At 68.4% G+C, this 17,262-nt stretch carries 16 protein-coding genes; 3 read left to right on the forward strand and 13 right to left on the reverse strand.

Annotated features, from left to right (window positions below; translation table 11 throughout):
* Positions 1 to 14: 14 nt before the first annotated feature.
* The 6 genes from mutM to SK803_RS33735 all read right to left on the reverse strand — a co-directional run bounded on the left by mutM (position 15) and on the right by SK803_RS33735 (position 3,539).
* A complete protein-coding gene (gene mutM / locus SK803_RS33710) occupies positions 15 to 872 on the reverse strand; it encodes a bifunctional DNA-formamidopyrimidine glycosylase/DNA-(apurinic or apyrimidinic site) lyase (protein ID WP_319970227.1) in 858 nt (285 codons plus the stop codon).
* A gap of 1 nt (position 873) precedes the next feature.
* Entirely contained in the window at positions 874 to 1,074 is a 201-nt protein-coding gene (locus SK803_RS33715; RefSeq protein ID WP_319970228.1) for a hypothetical protein, read from the reverse strand.
* Between the two features lie 8 nt (positions 1,075 to 1,082).
* Positions 1,083 to 1,889: a ribonuclease III gene (gene rnc, locus SK803_RS33720; protein ID WP_319970229.1), complete on the reverse strand. Its 807-nt coding sequence runs from the start codon at positions 1,887 to 1,889 to the stop codon at positions 1,083 to 1,085.
* Between the two features lie 16 nt (positions 1,890 to 1,905).
* Positions 1,906 to 2,088, reverse strand: a complete 183-nt coding sequence (gene rpmF, locus SK803_RS33725; protein ID WP_030467958.1) for a 50S ribosomal protein L32 — start codon at positions 2,086 to 2,088, stop codon at positions 1,906 to 1,908.
* Between the two features lie 2 nt (positions 2,089 to 2,090).
* Positions 2,091 to 2,672: a YceD family protein gene (locus SK803_RS33730; RefSeq protein ID WP_319970230.1), complete on the reverse strand. Its 582-nt coding sequence runs from the start codon at positions 2,670 to 2,672 to the stop codon at positions 2,091 to 2,093.
* Positions 2,673 to 2,822: 150 nt separating this feature from the next.
* A complete protein-coding gene (locus SK803_RS33735; RefSeq protein ID WP_319970231.1) occupies positions 2,823 to 3,539 on the reverse strand; it encodes a DivIVA domain-containing protein in 717 nt (238 codons plus the stop codon).
* Between the two features lie 148 nt (positions 3,540 to 3,687).
* On the opposite strand from SK803_RS33735, the gene SK803_RS33740 reads away from it, so the two are divergent.
* Positions 3,688 to 4,080 carry a GNAT family N-acetyltransferase gene (locus SK803_RS33740; protein WP_319970268.1) on the forward strand — a complete coding sequence of 131 codons (393 nt, stop codon included), beginning with the start codon at positions 3,688 to 3,690 and terminating at the stop codon, positions 4,078 to 4,080.
* Here the strand turns inward: SK803_RS33740 and coaD are convergent.
* From coaD to SK803_RS33760, 4 genes are all read right to left on the reverse strand, one after another.
* Positions 4,077 to 4,559 carry a pantetheine-phosphate adenylyltransferase gene (gene coaD / locus SK803_RS33745; protein WP_319970232.1) on the reverse strand — a complete coding sequence of 161 codons (483 nt, stop codon included), beginning with the start codon at positions 4,557 to 4,559 and terminating at the stop codon, positions 4,077 to 4,079. The genes SK803_RS33740 and coaD overlap by 4 nt on opposite strands.
* Positions 4,560 to 4,612: 53 nt before the next feature.
* Entirely contained in the window at positions 4,613 to 5,167 is a 555-nt protein-coding gene (gene rsmD, locus SK803_RS33750; protein ID WP_319970233.1) for a 16S rRNA (guanine(966)-N(2))-methyltransferase RsmD, read from the reverse strand.
* A 338-nt stretch (positions 5,168 to 5,505) separates the two neighbouring features.
* Positions 5,506 to 6,579: an MBL fold metallo-hydrolase gene (locus SK803_RS33755; RefSeq protein WP_319970234.1), complete on the reverse strand. Its 1,074-nt coding sequence runs from the start codon at positions 6,577 to 6,579 to the stop codon at positions 5,506 to 5,508.
* Positions 6,580 to 6,703: 124 nt separating this feature from the next.
* On the reverse strand, positions 6,704 to 10,081 hold the full coding sequence (locus SK803_RS33760) for a pyruvate carboxylase (protein ID WP_319970235.1): 3,378 nt from the start codon (positions 10,079 to 10,081) through the stop codon (positions 6,704 to 6,706).
* Positions 10,082 to 10,398: 317 nt separating this feature from the next.
* Here SK803_RS33760 and SK803_RS33765 point away from each other — a divergent pair, with 317 nt between their 5' ends.
* Positions 10,399 to 11,643, forward strand: coding sequence for a coiled-coil domain-containing protein (locus tag SK803_RS33765; RefSeq protein ID WP_319970236.1), 1,245 nt, complete (start codon positions 10,399 to 10,401; stop codon positions 11,641 to 11,643).
* Between the two features lie 13 nt (positions 11,644 to 11,656).
* Here the strand turns inward: SK803_RS33765 and SK803_RS33770 are convergent, their stop codons facing one another.
* The 3 genes from SK803_RS33770 to SK803_RS33780 all read right to left on the reverse strand — a co-directional run bounded on the left by SK803_RS33770 (position 11,657) and on the right by SK803_RS33780 (position 16,853).
* A complete protein-coding gene (locus tag SK803_RS33770) occupies positions 11,657 to 12,784 on the reverse strand; it encodes a hypothetical protein (RefSeq protein WP_319970237.1) in 1,128 nt (375 codons plus the stop codon).
* Between the two features lie 287 nt (positions 12,785 to 13,071).
* Positions 13,072 to 15,228, reverse strand: coding sequence for an ATP-dependent DNA helicase RecG (gene recG / locus SK803_RS33775; protein ID WP_319970238.1), 2,157 nt, complete (start codon positions 15,226 to 15,228; stop codon positions 13,072 to 13,074).
* 14 nt (positions 15,229 to 15,242) lie between these two features.
* Entirely contained in the window at positions 15,243 to 16,853 is a 1,611-nt protein-coding gene (locus SK803_RS33780) for a DAK2 domain-containing protein (protein ID WP_319970239.1), read from the reverse strand.
* Positions 16,854 to 17,001: 148 nt separating this feature from the next.
* Between SK803_RS33780 and rpmB the strand changes: the two genes are divergently transcribed.
* Positions 17,002 to 17,193, forward strand: a complete 192-nt coding sequence (gene rpmB, locus SK803_RS33785) for a 50S ribosomal protein L28 (protein WP_030467945.1) — start codon at positions 17,002 to 17,004, stop codon at positions 17,191 to 17,193.
* Positions 17,194 to 17,262: the final 69 nt, after the last annotated feature.

A 17,262-nucleotide genomic window follows, 5' to 3' on the forward strand; every position in this document is an offset into this window, starting at 1 on the left:
CGGGGAGGGTTGGCTCAGCTGCGCGGGCGCGGTTGACAGCGCGGGCAGGAGTACGAGGAGCGGTTCATGAACGGCTCGCGGATCATCGACGCTCCGCAACGCTTGCACGGCCGGTTCTCCTGGCCGTAAGCGTTCAGCGACCGGTCGAAGTACCCGGACTGTCCGTTGATGTTGACGTACAAGGCGTCGAACGACGTCCCACCGTGCCCGAGCGCCTCACGCATCACGTCGGTGGCGTGGTCGAGCAGCTCGGCGGCCTTGACCTTGGTCAGCTTGTCCGTCATCCGGGTGCCGTGCAAACGAGCACGCCAGAGGGCCTCGTCGGCGTAGATGTTGCCGATGCCGGACACGAGGGTCTGGTCGAGCAGCGCGCGTTTGATCTCCGTGTGACGCAGGCGCAACGCCCGCACGGCAGCATCGCGGGAGAAGAGAGGATCCATGGGGTCGCGCGCGATGTGCGCGACGGAATCCGGTACGAGGGTGCCGTCGACCTCGACCAGCTCGGCCAGCGCGAGGCCGCCGAAGGTTCGTTGGTCAACGAAGCGAAGCTCTGGTCCGCCGTCGGTGAACCGGAAGCGGACGCGCAGATGCTTCTCGTCGGGAGCCGACGAGGGTTGAACGAGCATTTGGCCGCTCATGCCCAGGTGCGCGAGCATGGCGGCCTTGTCGGCCAGTTCGACCCAGAGGTACTTGCCGCGGCGCTTGGCTGCCACCATCGGTTGCGAGGCCAAGCGCGCGCAGAAGTCCAAGGAACCCATGTCGTGCCGGCGAATGGCACGTGGGTGCAACACCTCTACCGAGGAGATGACCCGGCCGGCGACGTGGGCTTCGAGGCCGAGGCGTACTACCTCGACCTCTGGGAGTTCGGGCACGTCAGGCTTCGGACTTGCCCTCGTCGATGGGCTGCGCTTCGATCACGGCGGCCTGCGGCTTGGTGGGCTTGAGAACCCACACACCCGCGCGGCTCGTGTCCCTGACCAGCACAAGTCCCTGGATGCCTCCGTTGCGGGAGGTGTTCACGGGGCCGCGAGCGGAGCGCGTGCGGCGGTTGGTGCGGTACCTGGTCGCATACATTGCGTGTCTCAGTCTTCCTCGGATGGGAGGGTCCCTGGCGGCGTCACCGAGGCGCCGTTCTGTCCGTTCGCGGATCGGACCGACTCCTGCTCGGCCTTGACCCGCTCCGACAGAACATGATAAGCCGCTTCAGCGGCTTTCTGCTCGGCTTCCTTCTTGGTGCGCCCATCACCCTTGCCGTAAGGCTGGCCACCGACGAGCACCGTTGCGGTGAACTCTTTGCGGTGATCCGGCCCTTGGTCGTCCACGCGGTACTCCGGGACGCCGAGACTGGCTTGGGCGGTGAGCTCCTGCAGGCTTGTCTTCCAGTCCAGTCCAGCACCCAGAAGCGGAGCTTTGGCCAAGAGTGGATCGAACAGCCGGTGAACGAACGTTCGTGCGGTATCAATACCGAACTGCAGGTACACCGCACCGATGACGGCCTCGAGACCGTCGGCGAGGATGCTCGCCTTGTCCCTGCCGCCGGTCAGTTCTTCGCCACGACCGAGCAACAGGTGTGCGCCCAGCCCGCCCGGTCCCAGGTCACGCGCGACACCCGCGAGAGCGTGCATGTTCACCACGCTGGCACGGAGCTTCGCGAGCTGACCTTCGGGAAGGTCGGGATGAGTGCGATAGAGGTGGTCGGTGACGACCAGCCCCAGCACAGCGTCTCCCAGGAACTCAAGACGCTCGTTCGGCGGCAGGCCGCCGTTCTCGTACGCGTACGACCTGTGGGTGAGCGAAAGCCCGAGCAGCTCGGCGTCCAGTTGGACGCCGAGCGCTTCGGACAAAGTCGCGCGGTCGGCTTGCGGAGCGCGCGGCGGCTTTCCCCCCACTACGAAACCGAGGAGATCAGGCCGGCTGAGCGACCTGGCGGCCAGCGTACTGACCACAGGCCGGGCAGGCGACGTGCTGCGGCTTCGGCTGGCGGCAAGCCTTGTTGGAGCACGCCACCAGGTGCACGGCAGACGTCTTCCACTGGGAACGGCGCGCACGGGTGTTCGAACGCGACATTTTCCGCTTCGGGACGGCCACGACTACTTCTCCTCGTTGTTGTCATCGCTGAGCCGCTCTTGCAACGCGGCCCACCGAGGGTCAATCGTCTCATGCCCGTGGTCGGGCCCGAGCTCCGCCCACCTGCCACCACACTCGGAGCAAAGCCCCTTGCAGTCCGGCTCGCAGAGCGGCGCCTGCGGCAGCGCGAGGACGATCGCGTCCCGCACCACAGGCTCGAGGTCGATCAGATCGTTGACGATCCGGCTGACCTCGTCTTCATCGGTGGTCTCGTCCGTGGTGCTGTCCGGCCACGCGTAGAGCTCCGTGATCCGGACTTCAACCTCATCGGTGAGCGACTCGAGACACCTCGAGCACTCCCCTGCGACCTTGGCGAACGCCGTCCCCGACACGAGCAAGCCCTCCACGACCGATTCGATCAGGAGGTCGAGCTCAACTTCCCCGCTCTCGGGCACCGCGATCACCCCGAGCAGCCCCACACCTTCGCCGGGGACCGACCTGACAAGGGGTCGGCTCAGACCGGCGCGACGGCCGATGTCCCTGGTGTCGATGACCCAGGGACTGGATGCTGTGGGACGCGTGGACGCGTGACGATGCTCAGTCATGATTTCGGGTTGTTGCCGGCGGGGACCTACCACGTCCAGCCGGTCCAGGGTACGGGACGACGGCCTCGCGCGTGAAATCCGCAGGTGATCGCACCTGCAAGACGTAGCGCGAATCACACGTTCAGTCGCCCCTTGCGCCCAGCTGGTTCGTCAAGAACCGTAGTCGAACGGCGCCGCGGCCCCCGCGACGGCCGGTCCGCGCAGGTGCGAGCGGCCCTTGCCGACCGACCTGAGCGTGTGCGCGAGGAGGTCCTCGAAGTCCGCGAGCTTGCCGTCCACGTACGCGTCGCACTCCGACCGCAGCCGGATCGACTCGCTCTGCGCGGCGTCCAGCAGGCGTGCCGCCTCGGCGTGCGCCGCGCGGACGACCTCCTGCTCGTTGACGAGCCGGGCCTGCTCGGCTCGGCCGTCCTCGGTGGCGCGCTCGTAGTTGGCACGGCCGGCCTGGATCATCCGCTCGGCCTCGGCGTGCGAACGACCCACCAGGTCGTCGTACTCCTGCCGACCGGCGGCCACGGTCCGTTCCGCCTGGTCCTCCGCCTCGGCGATCATCCGCTCGGCTCGTGCCCGCGCGTCGGACAGCATCGCCTCCGCCTCGGCCTGCGCCTCGGCGAGCATGCGATCAGCGTCCGCGCGTGCCTTCGACACCCCGGACTCAGCCTCGTGCTTGGCCTTGCCGACGACCTCGTCGCGGTGGTCGAGCACGTCCTGCGCGTCGTCCAGCTCCGCGGGAATGGCATCGCGCACGTCGTCGAGCAGTTCGAGCACATCACCGCGCGGCACGACGCAGCCCGAGGTCATCGGTACTCCGCGCGCTTCCTCGACGATCGTGACGAGCTCGTCGAGTGCCTCGAACACCCGGTACACGTCTCACTCCCTAACCCCTGTGGATCCCACCCACAAGTGTGCCCTGCCGATCTCCCCCGCAGAGGGAGATCGGCAGGGCGTGTCAGGATTTGCCGTGACCATCACCATCAGGCAGGCCACCGCGGCCGATGTCGACCCGATCGTGGCAATGCTCGCCGACGACCCCCTCGGCGCCACCCGCGAACGCCCCGGCGACCCCGCCTACCTCAAAGCCTTCGAAGTCATCGACGCCGACCCGCACCAATACCTGGCCGTCGCGGTCTCCGATGATCAGGTGGTGGGCACCCTGCAGCTCACGTTCACGTCCGGCCTGTCCCGCCTGGGCATGACCCGCGCCACCGTGGAAGCCGTCCGGGTGCGCTCCGACCAGCGCGGCAACCGCCTGGGCGAACACCTCATGACCTGGGCGATCAACGAGGCCCGTGCACGCGGCTGCGGCCTCATCCAACTCACCACGGACGCCTCACGCACCGACGCCCACCGCTTCTACGAACGACTCGGCTTCACCGCATCGCACGTAGGCATGAAACTCTCGCTCTAGCGAGTCTCGGCCAGGCGCTGCTGCAACCGCTGCTCGATCGTCGCGGGCAACAACGTCTTGACATCGCCGCCGTACGTCGCGACCTCCTTGACCAGCGAGGACGCCAGGAACGAGTACGCGGGCGTGGCAGGCATGAACAGCGTGTCGACCCCGGTGAGCTGGTGGTTCATCTGCGCCATCTGCAGCTCGTAGTCGTAGTCCGTGACCGCGCGAAGGCCCTTCACAATGGCCTTGATGTCGTTCTCACGACAATAATCGACCAACAGCCCGTGCCACGAGTCCACCCGCACGTTCGGCCAAGGCTGCGTGACCTCGCGCAACATCTCCATGCGCTCTTCAACCGAGAACAACGTCTTCTTGGTCTTGTTGATGAGCACAGCGACGACGACCTCGTCGAAGAGATGCGCGGCTCTCTCGATGATGTCCAGGTGACCGTTGGTTACCGGGTCGTAGGAGCCGGGCGTCACGGCACGCGTCATAAGCCGGACGTTAGCACCCGATCGGACGCCTCCAGGCGTGTCCGTGGTTCTCGTCACCCATCAGAACGCACCTGACCCCAATACACAGCCGTGTCCCCGTATCGCTTGGCACGCAAGGGTTCCACCAGGTCAGGCCACAAAGGTTCGCCACTGCGCGAAGCACGCTCGACAATCAACACCGCATCCCGCGCGAGCTTCCCGGCAAGCCCGCTCAACACTTTCCCGAGCTCCTCATCGCCAACCGCGTACGGCGGATCGGCAAACACAACGTCGTACACGTCACTCTCAGCCGACGTGAAAGCCTCAGCCGTGCGGTTGACGATCACCGTGTTGCCGAACCCAAGCTCCCGAGCGTTCGCCTTCAACACCTCAGCCGCCCGCTTGTCCGACTCCACGAACGTGGCGTGCGCAGCCCCCCGGCTCAACGCCTCAAACCCAAGCGCCCCCGACCCGGCATACAGGTCCAGCACCTTCGCCCCGTCAAGATCCATCATCGCCTCAAGCGAACTGAACAGGGCCTCGCGCACCCGGTCAGACGTGGGCCGAGTCCCCTTCGGCGGCACCTTCAGCCTCCGACCGCCCGCAGTACCGGCAACAATCCTCGTCACCCGCCCATCGTCCCAGCCACCTCCCGCGCGGCAACGCGCCGGTCTCACGCCGATGGCGAAGCCGAGGCGACCCAATGGCGAAGCCGAGGCGCTCTTCGCTTGAAACAGCGCTCCGGGCGGGGCCCCGTCACGAGTCGTGCCGCAGCCCTTGCCGCGCAGACCGCACCACCTACGCAACGCAACTCCGCCCAACCCAACAGGCGTGCCATCAACCCGCGCGTGGCGGAGGACTCCCCAGATCAGATTGGCAGGGGGTCTGGGGGACGGAGTCCCCCAGGGGAAGCACTCAACCGCAAGCCGCCGCCCGCAACCCAACCACCTGCGCAACACGCGCGCCATCAGGCCAACGCCTGCCACCACCCATCAACCTCACCAGGAGCATCAACATCAACCCGCTCCCCAGGCCGAGGCACAGCCAACTTCATCCCCCGAGCCTTCACCTCACGCCACACCCGGTCGATCGGCTCCCCCCACGGATGCAACGCCAGGTTGAACGTCGCCCAGTGCACCGGGATCAGCAGTCCACCGCCGAGGTCGTCGAACGCCCGCACACCGTCCTCCGGCGTCATGTGGATGTCCGGCCAAGCATCCCCATACGCCCCAACCTGCATCAACACCGCATCGAACGGCCCATGAGCCTCCCCGATGACCTTGTACCCGGGGAAATACCCGGTGTCCCCGCTGTAGAACACCGACCGCTCCCCACGAGCAATCACCCAGGACGCCCACAAGGTCACGTTCCGCTTGATCGACCGCCCAGAGAAGTGTTGCGCCGCAGTACAAGTGAGCGTGAACCCGTCCACGGAGAACGATTCGTCCCAGTCCAGCTCCACCACGCGATGCGCGGGCACGTCCCACCGAGCCAGATGCGCCCCAAGCCCCAGCGGCACCACGAACACCGCCGACGTACCCGAGGTCAGCGCCTGCACGGTCTCCATGTCGAGATGGTCGTAGTGATCATGCGAGATCACCACAGCACTGACCACCGGCAAATCCGACAACTGATGCGGAACCGGATGCAACCGCTTCGGCCCGACATGCGCCGAAGGCGAAACCCGGTCACTCCACACAGGATCGACCAGCACCGCAGCGCCATCGATCTCGATCAACGCCGACGCGTGCCCGTACCAGGTGACGTGCAAACCGGACGAAACCGGCGCGCCTGGCCCGACCAGCGGCACGGCGGCGGACGGCTTGCGGTCCTCGCCACCGAAGACAAAATCACGCACGGAGAAGGAGTCCCGGTCCGGGACCGTGCTGACTTCCTTGTCGTTGTGGAACTTGCCGTCGCGGTAACGCGGCGAACGCGACATGTGCACCGGATCCGGAGTGCCGCCCAGCTGCCGCGGCACCTCGCGCAACGCCCACGCCACGCCTGCCAGTCCGAGCAGTCCGGCCAACGCCTTCTTCATGATCGAAACCTCTCCCGTGCTCCCGTGCCCGGTGCAACGCAGGGAATGGTCGTCGAGTTCCACGCTCCTCGCACAACGAAAGGGCCCGGCCTCGCGAGAGGCCGGGCCCTTTCGTCGGAAACGCTTACTCCAGAACGATCAGAAGGTCGCCACCCTCGACCTGCTGGGCCCCGCGCAACGCCAGGCGCTGCACCCGCCCTGCCTTCGGAGCGGTGATCGCGGCCTCCATCTTCATGGCCTCGATGGTCGCGACCGTCTGACCCGCGTCCACGGAGTCACCCTCGGCCACCGCCGCCGTCACCACGCCGGCGAACGGCGCCGCGACGTGGTTCGGGTTCGTCCGGTCGGCCTTCTCCGCGGCCGGGATGTCCGCCGCCACGGACTTGTCGCGGACCTGGATCGGCCGCAGCTGTCCGTTCAGGGTCGCCATGACCGTGCGGATGCCGCGCGCGTCGGCCTCGGAGATCGCCTCCAGCCCGATCAGCAGCCGCACACCGGGCTCCAGATCGACGGAGTACTCCTCGCCAGGACGCAGGCCGTAGAAGAAGTCCTTGGAGCGCAGCACCGACGTGTCGCCGTAAGCGTCGCGGTGAACGCGGAACTCCTTGGTGGGCGCCGGGAACAGCAGCCGGTTCAGCGTCGCCCGCCGGTCGTCGACCAGGCCGGCCTCGTCCTCAGGGGACAGCTCCTCGACCGGCTTCGGGGCCGGACGGCCTTCGAGGGCCTTGCTGCGGAACGGCTCCGGCCAGCCGCCGGGCGGGTCGCCCAGCTCGCCGTGCAGGAAGCCGATCACCGAGGCCGGGATGTCGAACTTGCCGGGGTCCGCCTCGAAGTCCTTCGGGGCCACGCCCGCACCCACGAGGTGCAGCGCGAGGTCGCCGACGACCTTGGACGACGGCGTCACCTTGACCAGGTGGCCGAGCATGCGGTCGGCGGCCGCGTACATCGACTCGATCTCCTCGAACTTCTCGCCCAGGCCCAGAGCGACGGCCTGGGTGCGCAGGTTCGAGAGCTGACCACCGGGGATCTCGTGGTGGTAGACGCGGCCGGTCGGGCCGGGGATGCCGGACTCGAACGGCGCGTAGATCTTGCGCACCGCCTCCCAGTAGGGCTCCAGGTCGCAGACGTTCTGCAGGTTGAGACCCGTGGAGTGCTCGGTGTGGTCGGTCAGCGCCACGATCGACGACAGCGGCGGCTGCGACGTCGTGCCGGCCATCGACGCGGCGGCGCCGTCGATCGCGTCCACCCCTGCCTGGATCGAGGCCAGGTAGGTCGCGAGCTGGCCACCGGCCGTGTCGTGCGTGTGGAGGTGGACCGGGAGGTCGAACTCCTTGCGCAGCGCGGAGATCAGGCGTGCCGCGGCGGGTGCGCGCAGCAGACCGGCCATGTCCTTGACGGCCAGCACGTGCGCGCCCGCGCCGACGATCTGCTCGGCGAGCTTGAGGTAGTAGTCCAGTGTGTACAGACGTTCGTCCGGGTTGGACAGGTCGCTGGTGTAGCACAGCGCGACCTCGGCGATGGCCGTCCCGGTCTCGCGCACGGCCTCGATCGCCGGGCGCATCTGCTCGACGTCGTTGAGCGCGTCGAAGATCCGGAAGATGTCGATGCCGGTGTTCGTGGCTTCCTGCACGAACGCATTGGTGACCGCCTCGGGGTACGGCGTGTAGCCGACCGTGTTGCGGCCGCGCAGCAGCATCTGCAGGTTGATGTTCGGCACGGCCTCGCGCAGCGCGGCGAGCCGCTCCCACGGGTCCTCCGCGAGGAACCGCAGCGCCACGTCGTAGGTCGCGCCGCCCCAGCACTCCAGGGACAGCAGCTCTGGCGTCATGCGCGCGACGTGCGGCGCGACGGCGAGCAGGTCCTTGGTGCGCACTCGGGTGGCGAGCAGCGACTGGTGCGCGTCGCGGAACGTGGTGTCCGTGACGCCGACGGCCTTGCTCTCCCGCATCCACCGCGCGAAGCCCTCGGGACCGAGCTCGACCAGCTTCTGCTTGGAACCGGCGGGCGGCTCGGCGTTCAGGTCGATGACCGGCAGCTTCTCGCGCGGGTCCACCGCGGTCGGGCGGGTGCCGTTCGGGTGGTTGACCGTGACGTCCGCTAGGTAGGTCAGCAGGCGCGTGCCGCGGTCGGCCGAGTGGCGCGCGGTCAGCAGGTGCGGGCGCTTCTCGATGAACGACGTGGTGACGCGGCCCTCGTAGAAGTCCGGGTCGTCCAGGACCGCCTGCAGGAACGGGATGTTCGTGGAGACACCGCGGATGCGGAACTCCGCGATCGCACGGCGCGCACGGGCGACGGCGAGTTCGAAGTTGCGGCCGCGGCAGGTGAGCTTCACGAGCATCGAGTCGAAGTGCGCGCCGATCGCCATGCCCGCGCCGGCCGTGCCGCCGTCGAGGCGGATGCCGGAACCACCTGGCGAGCGGTAGGCGCTGATCATGCCGGTGTCCGGGCGGAACCCGTTGGCCGGATCCTCCGTCGTGATGCGGCACTGCAGCGCCGCACCGCGCAGCTGAACGGTGTCCTGCGACAGGCCGAGGTCGTCGAGCGTCTCGCCGGACGCGATGCGCATCTGCGACTGCACGAGGTCGACGTCGGTCACCTCTTCGGTGACCGTGTGCTCGACCTGGATGCGCGGGTTCATCTCGATGAAGACGTAGTGGCCCTGCGGGTCGAGCAGGAACTCCACGGTGCCGGCGTTGCGGTAGCCGATGTGCCGGGCGAACTTCACCGCGTCGGCGCAGATCCGGTCGCGCAGCTCGGGCGCCAGGTTCGGCGCGGGCGCGATCTCGATGACCTTCTGGTGACGCCGCTGCACCGAGCAGTCGCGCTCGAACAGGTGGATCACGTTGCCCTGGCCGTCGGCGAGGATCTGCACCTCGATGTGGCGCGGTTCGACCACGGCCTGCTCGAGGAACACCGTCGGGTCGCCGAACGCCGACTCCGCTTCACGGGAAGCGGCTTCGAGCGCCTCACGCAACGCGGCCGGGTCGTCGACCTTGCGCATGCCCCGGCCACCGCCACCGGCGACAGCCTTGACGAACACGGGGAAACGCATCGTCTTCGACGCTTCGAGGAGCTCGTCGACGTTCGAGGACGGCTCGCTCGACTCCAGCACCGGCAGCCCGGCCTCGCGGGCGGCGGCGATGGCGCGCGCCTTGTTGCCCGTCAGCTCCAGGACCTCGGCGACGGGGCCGACGAACGTGAGCCCTGCCTCCCGGCAGGCCAGCGCGAGTTCCGGATTCTCGGACAGGAAGCCGTAACCGGGGTAGATCGCGTCGGCGCCCGCCTTGCGGGCGGCCTTGATGATCTCGTCGACGGAGAGATACGCGCGCACGGGGTGACCCGGCTCGCCGATCTCGTAAGACTCGTCCGCCTTCAACCGGTGCAGCGAGTTTCGGTCCTCGTGAGGGAAAACGGCGACCGTTCCCGCGCCCAGTTCGTAGGCGGCTCGGAACGCGCGAATCGCGATCTCGCCGCGGTTGGCGACAAGAACCTTGCGGAACATCCGTAGCCCTCCCGGTATTGCTCTGCGGTCAGTTCAGGCACGTTACCGTGCGACTCTTGCCTGTTGGGAGGACTGTCTCACGTGATGGGTGTCATCCTGATCGGTCCTGCTGGTGAGAATTCTCGCGTGTGGAGAGCAAGATGGACACCCACCACCCGGTCAGACTGCGGCCGGTAGTGGGATTAACCAGATCGAGTGACGATCTTGGGAAACATCTCGGTAGGGTGAGCCATATGGCCGGGGCTGATGGAGCCGGGCAGCCTACTGCCCGCACACCGCATTTCGACGTTGTCCTCCGTGGTTACAACCAGCGACAGGTGAATGAACGAGTCACTCGCCTTGAGTTCGACCTCAAGAACTCGAACCGCTCCCGAGACGCGGCTGCCGCGCAGGTGGCAGAGCTGACCAAGCTCCTGAACTCGATGCGCGCCGATCTCGACAAGACCAAGATGCAGCTCCAGAACCTCGCCAACAGCCCCGTGAGCGCGTCCAACGTCACCGAGCGTGTTCGCGTGATGATGAGCCTGGCCGAGGAAGAGATCGCGGACATCCGCAAGGACGCCCTCGACAAGGCGGCCGCCACGCGCGGCGAGGCCGAGAAGTGGGCGGCCGATCAGCGGGACAGCCACAACCGCCTGCTCGCCGAGACCGAGGCCCGCCGCAAGCAGCTGGAGGTCACCTACCAGCAGCGCCACGCCGAGCTCGACCAGAAGTTCGCCGACCGCAAGTCCGAGCTGGAGGCCGAGCACACCGCGTTGCGCACGAGGCTGACCTCCGAGCACGAGGCCCTGGTCGCCGAGGTGCGTGCCGACGCCGAGCGCGTCGCCGCCGAGTTCGAGAAGAAGTCGGCCGACCTGGACGCCCGCCGCGTGGAGCTCGACGCGAAGTACAAGGCGTACCACGACACGCTCGACAAGGAGTACGACGGCCTCAAGGCGACGCTGACCGCCGAGCACAAGAAGGTGCTCGCGGACGCCAAGTCGGAGGCCGAGCGGGTCGCCGCCGAGGCCGAGGTCACGCGGGTCGAGGCGCTGCAGAAGCTCGACGACGCCCTCAAGCTCAAGCAGGCCGAGGCCGAGAAGGCGCTCGCCGACCTCGAGGCCGAGTCGCTCGCCAAGGCCGAGAAGACCACGTCCGACGCGTCCGCGCAGGCAGTCGCCCTGGTCAGCGCGGCGGAGGACAAGGCGGCCACGACCCTGCGCGAGGCGTCCGACAAGGCGGAGGCCACCGTCGCGGACGCCGAGCAGAAGGCGGCTTCGGTGGTGCGCGAGGCCGACGAGAAGGCTTCGACGCTCGTCCGTGACGCCGAGGCCAGGACGTCGGCGTTGGTGCGCGAGGCGGAGGAGAAGAGGGCCGCCGCGGTCGCCCAGGCCGACCAGCGCGCCGCCGCCGCGGCCGAGAAGGAAGCGTCATTGCGTTCGGCGCACGACAACCTCGCGAACCAGTTCCACGCCGCCCAGGCCGCGGTGGACGCGGCGATGTCCGTGCTGAAGCCGCTGGACGACGCCGAGAAGGCCGACGAGGACAAGACCCAGCAGCTGCCCAAGCCGCGCCAGGACTGAGTGTTCGACTCGATCAGCCGGGGAACGGCGGCAGGCTGCTCGTGGCCCAGCTCGTGTGGCAGCCGCCGTTCGCCACGTAGTCGCTGGCGAACCCGATGAGCGACCTGCCGTCGAGCGACGCGACGCCGCTGGGGTGGTAGTTCGGGCAGGAGTTGTCGCGCGCTCCCGGCACCGGAACCGGCGCCGCGACCTCGTACCAGCCGTCCCTGCCGCCGTTCTCCGAGACGAAGACCGTCCTGCCGTTGCCCGCGTCGACCTTGCCCGACGCGTTCATCAGCATCTGCCCCATCAGGATCACGCGCCCTTCAGGCGTGCCGTTGGGCGCGAGGGTGATCGACGGCGTGTGCGCGAAGTACTTGCCGTCCTTCGTTATCGGTCTGGTGCCGGACCACGCCGGATCACCCCAGCTGACGCCGTCCTGCGAAGTGCGGTGGTACGCCTCGCAGAAGTACTGGTTCGGCTGCGCGCAGATCTCGTACATCATGTAGTACCGGCCCGTCGGCAACCGCTTGACCTGCGCCATTCCCGGCCGGAGCCCCTTCTGCCGCACCGCGACGATCTTCTCCTTGGCCGACCAGGTGACGCCGTCCGCCGACACCGTCCGCCCGATGTACTGGCTGTGCGCGCTGTCCGACTCGTCCGCGAAGTAGCAGTTGAGCCTGCCCAGCGCGTCCACCGACAGGTCCGGCTCCCACAGCCCGCCCTGAGGCCTGGCCCGCGCGCACTCGGACAGGTACTGCCACGTCTCGCCGGCGTCCTGGCTGCGCCAGATCCGCGCCTTCAGGGTCTCTTCCTTGTAGCCCACCGACCCCACCCACAGCACCGTGCCGACGGGCATGTCGCCCACCTGGCTCGGCAACTCGTAGAGGTGCCCGCAGCAGCTCGCGTGAGCGCTGGCGGTGTCGACGAACGAGGCGACCTTCCTGAACTTCTTGCCGGTCCGGTTGGCGCGCAGGACGTCCACGACGTGGTTGCCGTGCAGCGCCACCAGGATCGAGCCGCGGCCGGGACCGTGCTCGAGGCGGATCGCGTGGGGGTAGCGGGACTCCTCGCCGGTCAGGACCGCAGGGTTCGCGAGGGCCGGGGCCTGGGACGCGATGAGGGTGGCGGCGACGAACGCGGTGATGATCAAGCGGCGCACGATCGGGAACGTACTGGGGAGATCGGACAAGTCCGGCACGTGGCACGCGCACACCTTCAGGTGAACCAGGTGTGCGCGGGTGCGCGCGCCGGAAGCTGGTGACGGACGACAGGTCGCCCACGGCCGCAGCCCGCTCCGAGTCGTGAGTGGCGCACCGCGGTGCGTGGCCGACTCGCGTGGTGAGCGACCAGCCGCCGGTGAAGCCGACTTGAGCGGCTGTCAGCCAACCGGTGCGAGCGAGGTCGGCTCAGGGCTGCGGCCCATCACACAGCACCGACCCGTGCCGGCTAAGCCTTCTCCAGGAAGTCCGCCCTCTCCTCCGTCAGCAGCGTCGCCACCATCCCCGCGAGCCCGGGGTGCTTCGCCAGGTCCGGATCCGCGTCCACCACCAGTTGGGCCGCCACGCGGGCGTCCGCGATGATGTCCTCGTCACGCAACAGCGACAGCATCTTCAGCCCCGAGCGGCGGCCGGACTGCGCGGCGCCGAGGATGTCGCCCTCGCGGCGCAGTTCCAGGTCCAGCTGGGCGAGTTCGAAACCGTCCAGAGTGGACTCGACGGCGCGCAGGCGTTCCATGGTCGCGGTCATCTCCGGCATCTCCGTCACCAGCAGGCAGAGGCCGGGCGCGCTGCCCCGGCCCACGCGGCCGCGGAGCTGGTGGAGCTGCGAGACGCCGAAACGGTCCGCGTCCATGATGGCCATGACCGTGGCGTTCGGGACGTTGACGCCCACCTCGATGACGGTGGTGGCGACCAGTACCTGAACCTCGTTGGCCGTGAAGGCGCGCATCACGGCGTCCTTCTCGTCGGGTGGCATGCGGCCGTGCAGGATTTCGACGCGCAGGCCGCGCAACGGGCCCTGCGCCAGCATGTTCGCCACGTCGACCACGGACAGGGCCGGGCGCTTGTCCTCGTCTTCGGACTTCGCGGGCTCCTCGTCGCCGATGCGCGGACAGACGAAGTAGGCCTGGTGGCCGGCGGAGACTTCTTCACGCACGCGGGCAAACGCGCGGTCGAGCCACGTCGGCTTCTCGCGCACGGGCACCACCGAGGTCTTGATCGGTGAGCGGCCGCCCGGCAACTCGCGCAGGGCGGACACTTCGAGATCGCCGTAGACTGTCATGGCCACGGTGCGCGGGATCGGCGTCGCGGTCATGACGAGCACGTGCGGGTTTTCCCGTTCACCCCGCGCGCTCAGGGCGGCGCGTTGCTCGACGCCGAAGCGGTGCTGTTCGTCCACCACGACCAGGCCCAGCGAGTGGAACTCGACCTTCTCCTGGATGATCGCGTGCGTGCCGACGACGATGCCCGCCTCGCCGGTCACGATGTCCAGCAACGCCTGGCGGCGCTGGGCCGTGTTCATCGAGCCCGTCAGCAACGTCACGCGCGTGGCGTCTTCCGCGCCACCCAGCTGGCCTGCCTGGGCGAGGTCGCCGAGCATCTCCTGCAACGAGCGAGCGTGTTGTGCCGCAAGGACTTCGGTGGGGGCGAGCATCGCGGACTGACGGCCGGCGTCGACGGCCTGGAGCATTGCTCGCAACGCGACCATGGTCTTGCCCGAGCCCACCTCGCCCTGCAGCAGGCGGTTCATCGGCACGGTGGACTCCAGGTCCGAGGCGATCTGCTCCCCGACCTCCACCTGACCTTTCGTCAGCGTGAAGGGCAGCCGCGCGTCGAACGCGTCGAGGATGCCGCCGGACCGGCGCGCGCAGGCCGGTGCCGGGCGAGCCGTGGACGCCTTGCGGCGCTGGGCCAGGGCCAGCTGCACGGCCAGCGCCTCGTCCCACTTCAACCGCAGCTGCGCCACGGAGATCTCCGCCCAGCTCTCCGGCCGGTGGATCGCCCGCAGCGCCGATTCCAGCCCGATCAGGCCGTGCTCGGTGCGGAAGTCGGCGGGCAGCGGGTCCTCCGGCACGCCGTCCCAGATCTCCAGCAGCTGCTTCACGCAGTTCGCGATGTTCCACGTGTTGATGTGCTGCGAGGCCGGGTAGACGGGCAGGAACGCCTGCAGGAACGACGATCCGTCCTGCTCCGGGGTCAGGATCTCGAACGCCGGGTGCACCAGCTGCAGGTTCTGGCGGTAGCGGCCGACCTTGCCCGCGAACAGGGCGCGCGTGCCCGGCAGGAGTTCCTGCTCGGCCACGAACGCCACCTTGCCGAAGAACACCAGGTGCAGCTCGGAGGTGCCGTCGGTGATCACGGCCTCGGTCATGTGGCCGTGCCTGGCCTTCATCCGCCGCTTGGTGCACTTGCGGACCTCGGCCTGCACGGTGACGTGCTCGTCGATTTCCAGCGAGCGGATGTCGGTCAGCTTCCCGCGCTCGTCGTACCGGCGCGGGTAGTGGCGCAGCAGGTCACCGACCGTCGTGAGGCCGAGGCCGGTCTCCAGTGCGTCGGCGGTCTTCTTGCCGAGCAACGGCTGCAGCTTGTCGTCGAAGGAGATCATCGCGCCCTATTGAACTACTCGACACCGACAAAAATGACCGCGTCCGGCTGACCGCCCGGATACGCCGTCACTTCCACCTCCGGATGGGTGACCCGCAGGTGGTCCTCGAGCACGTCCACCAAACCATCCGGACTGTCCGCGCCCAAAATCACGGTCACCAGCTCGCCGCCGCCGTTGAGCATGCGGTCGACCAGCCGGCAGGACAGGTCCAGCAACGACTCCGGCGACGCGGGACCTGGCTCGATCAGCACGACCTCGCCGTCGAGCATGCCCAGCAGGTCGCCCGGCTGGCAGCGGCCGACCCACGTGATGGCCTCGTCGGCGGCGATCGAGAGCTCACCGCGGCGCGTGGCGGCGGCGGCCTCCGCCATCGCGACAACATCGTCACCAGCGCGCCTGGATGGGTCGTGCACCGCCAACGCCGCGAGGGCCTGCACGGGCGAGAACGTTGGCACCACTACTACGTCCTGCCCTGCGGCCTGTGCGTACGCCACGGCCTCCTCGAGTGCCTCGCGGATGTCCGGATCACCTGGCAGCACCGCGACGTGGCGCGCGCGCGTCGACACGATGGACGACAACAGGTCCGTGGGCGTTGCAGAAGAAGTAGCGAGGTCGAACACCGCGGCGCCTTCTGCGCGGAAGAGGTCCACGGCGCCGCTCACCACCACCACGATCGCCCGGTCGCGCACGAACCGTGAAGCCTGCGCGGCGATCTGGTCGGCGAACCGCGCCACCGTGATGCGGTGCGGGCGCCCAGCGCGCACACCCGCCTCTATCGCCGCGCCGATGTCGTTGCAGTGCACGTGCACGGTCCACAAAGAAGCACCGTCGCCCACGACGGACACGCAGTCGCCGAGCAGGTTCAACGACGCGCGCAGCTCCACGACCGCCTCCTCCGAGGTGTCGTCGAGCAGGTACATGACCTCGTACTCGAACTCCGGCGACCCGCTCTCACGCGCGGTCGTCAGCGACTCGGGCGTGCGCGGCAGCAAGGGCGCGTCCATCGGGGTTTCCACGGTCTGACCGGTGATCACCGCGGCCAGTGTGTCCAACAACACAACGAGCCCGCGCCCGCCGGCGTCCACCACACCGGCCTTGGCCAGCACGGCCAGCTGACGAGGCGTGTCGGCCAAGGCGATGGCACCCGCGCGTGAGGCCGCCATCACCACCTCGTCGAGTTCGTCCGACGGACAGTCACGTGCGGCCTCGGCAGCGGCGTGCAGCACGGACAGGACCGTGCCGGCCACCGGCTTGGACACGGCGGCCGTGGCGAGTTCGTCCGACCGTTGCAGGCCCTTGCGCAGCGCCGAGCCGGTGACCAGGGAAACCTCCTGCACGGTCTCCGCCAGCCCCCTGAGCACCTGGGACAGGATCACGCCGGAGTTGCCGCGCGCGCCCGCGAGCGCGCCTCGGGCCAGCGCGGACAGCGCGTCACCCACCGTGGAGATCGGCGACCGCAGCAGCGCGTCGAGGGCCGACTGCATCGTGTGCAGCAGGTTCGTCCCCGTGTCACCATCCGGTACGGGGAAGACGTTGATCTGGTCGATGGACTCCCGATTGGCGTCCAGCGACCGCACGCACGCGTCCGCCCACCTGCGCACCGCGACCGCATCCATGACCTGCATGGCGGCGAGAGTATCCACCCGGTTTGGTCGCGGGTGAGGCCACCGGCTACCCTGATTGGGTTGCCGTGCCCGGTTGAGGCTTGTGCACGCTTGCGCGCCCACCGGGACGCGAGACTTACCGCTTGAGGAACCTGAAGGAGTGGCTGACGTGGCTGCCGTGTGCGACGTCTGTGGCAAGGGGCCGGGCTTCGGCCATTCGGTTTCGCACTCCCAGCGGAAGACGAACCGCCGCTGGAACCCGAACATCCAGTCTGTGCGCGCCAAGGTTTCGGCCTCGCAGCGCCAGCGGATCAACGTGTGCACGTCCTGCCTGAAGGCCGGCAAGGTCGTGCGCGGCTGATCACCGCCACAGTTCGTTTTTAGTTCGAGAAGAGCCCGGCTTCGGCCGGGCTCTTCTGCTTTTCCCGGA

Source organism: Lentzea miocenica (assembly GCF_033949945.1).
Taxonomy (GTDB): Bacteria; Actinomycetota; Actinomycetes; order Mycobacteriales; family Pseudonocardiaceae; genus Lentzea; species Lentzea miocenica.

Coding starts and splice junctions, on each gene's coding strand:
- SK803_RS33740 (WP_319970268.1), top strand. CDS start 3,688: ATGCTCGCCGACGACCCCCTCGGCGCCACCCGCGAACGCCCCGGCGAC.
- recG (WP_319970238.1), bottom strand. CDS start 15,228: ATGATCTCCTTCGACGACAAGCTGCAGCCGTTGCTCGGCAAGAAGACC.
- SK803_RS33730 (WP_319970230.1), bottom strand. CDS start 2,672: ATGACTGAGCATCGTCACGCGTCCACGCGTCCCACAGCATCCAGTCCC.
- coaD (WP_319970232.1), bottom strand. CDS start 4,559: ATGACGCGTGCCGTGACGCCCGGCTCCTACGACCCGGTAACCAACGGT.
- SK803_RS33715 (WP_319970228.1), bottom strand. CDS start 1,074: ATGTATGCGACCAGGTACCGCACCAACCGCCGCACGCGCTCCGCTCGC.
- SK803_RS33780 (WP_319970239.1), bottom strand. CDS start 16,853: ATGCAGGTCATGGATGCGGTCGCGGTGCGCAGGTGGGCGGACGCGTGC.
- SK803_RS33760 (WP_319970235.1), bottom strand. CDS start 10,081: ATGTTCCGCAAGGTTCTTGTCGCCAACCGCGGCGAGATCGCGATTCGC.
- SK803_RS33755 (WP_319970234.1), bottom strand. CDS start 6,579: ATGAAGAAGGCGTTGGCCGGACTGCTCGGACTGGCAGGCGTGGCGTGG.